The following is a 678-nucleotide window of genomic DNA, read 5'->3' as shown; positions in this document are numbered from 1 at the left end:
GCGCCGCGCGATGCGCGTCGTCGGAGCCGGGGGCCGTGTCCTTGGCTGCGCCTGCGGGCCGCACCACCCCCCGGCTCCGACCATTGACAGTCCCGCTCAGGGCCGTGGGTCGGGCTTCGCCCTCTCCGCTCTGTTCCGCCGAATACATGCGTATTCGACAGAACAGATTGCCGAGGCGCAGCCCATCGGCGGAGGCGGGGAAGAGACAACCCGCGCCGCCCCGCACCGCAAAGGAGCCACAAATGGCAACCTACCGTCTCAGATCGACCACCGCCGTCTACACCCCCGACATCATCGCTTGGGCGATCAGCGGCTGCGACTTCCCGCATGACCGCGACCGGCTGATCGGCGTCATCAGCACCACCTTCCCCAGCGTCCCGAAAGAGGCCGTAGCACAGCTTCTGACCAAGGTCGTGACCTACACCGTCGAGGACGAGACTGTCGTGTTCAGCGTCGAGGACAGGCCCGAGGCCCTGCCGCGCCTGACCTGCCGGAAATGCGCAGCGCATAACCCGCTGGTCTATTTTGCGCCCGTCACCTTCGATGGCGCTGGCACCTGCATCTGCTTCGATTGCGCCCAAGCCCGAAACTGGCTGGACGCCGACGGCAACCTGCGCCCCGGCGTCGAGCTTTAGGAGAGGCCCCCGCCATGCTGCACCAGTACAACCCGCAACGCTT

The 678-nt window shown here is 66.8% G+C and carries 1 protein-coding gene; it reads left to right on the top strand.

The annotated features are described in order from the left end of the window. The first annotated feature begins 242 nt into the window (after positions 1–242). Positions 243–635, top strand: coding sequence for a hypothetical protein (locus C5F48_RS24350; RefSeq protein WP_107666184.1), 393 nt, complete (start codon positions 243–245; stop codon positions 633–635). The last annotated feature ends 43 nt before the right edge of the window (positions 636–678 follow it).

The sequence above is a fragment of the Cereibacter changlensis JA139 genome, assembly GCF_003034985.1.
In the GTDB taxonomy this organism is placed as follows: Bacteria; Pseudomonadota; Alphaproteobacteria; order Rhodobacterales; family Rhodobacteraceae; genus Cereibacter; species Cereibacter changlensis.
This window is presented reverse-complemented; position numbering and strand designations above follow the sequence as displayed.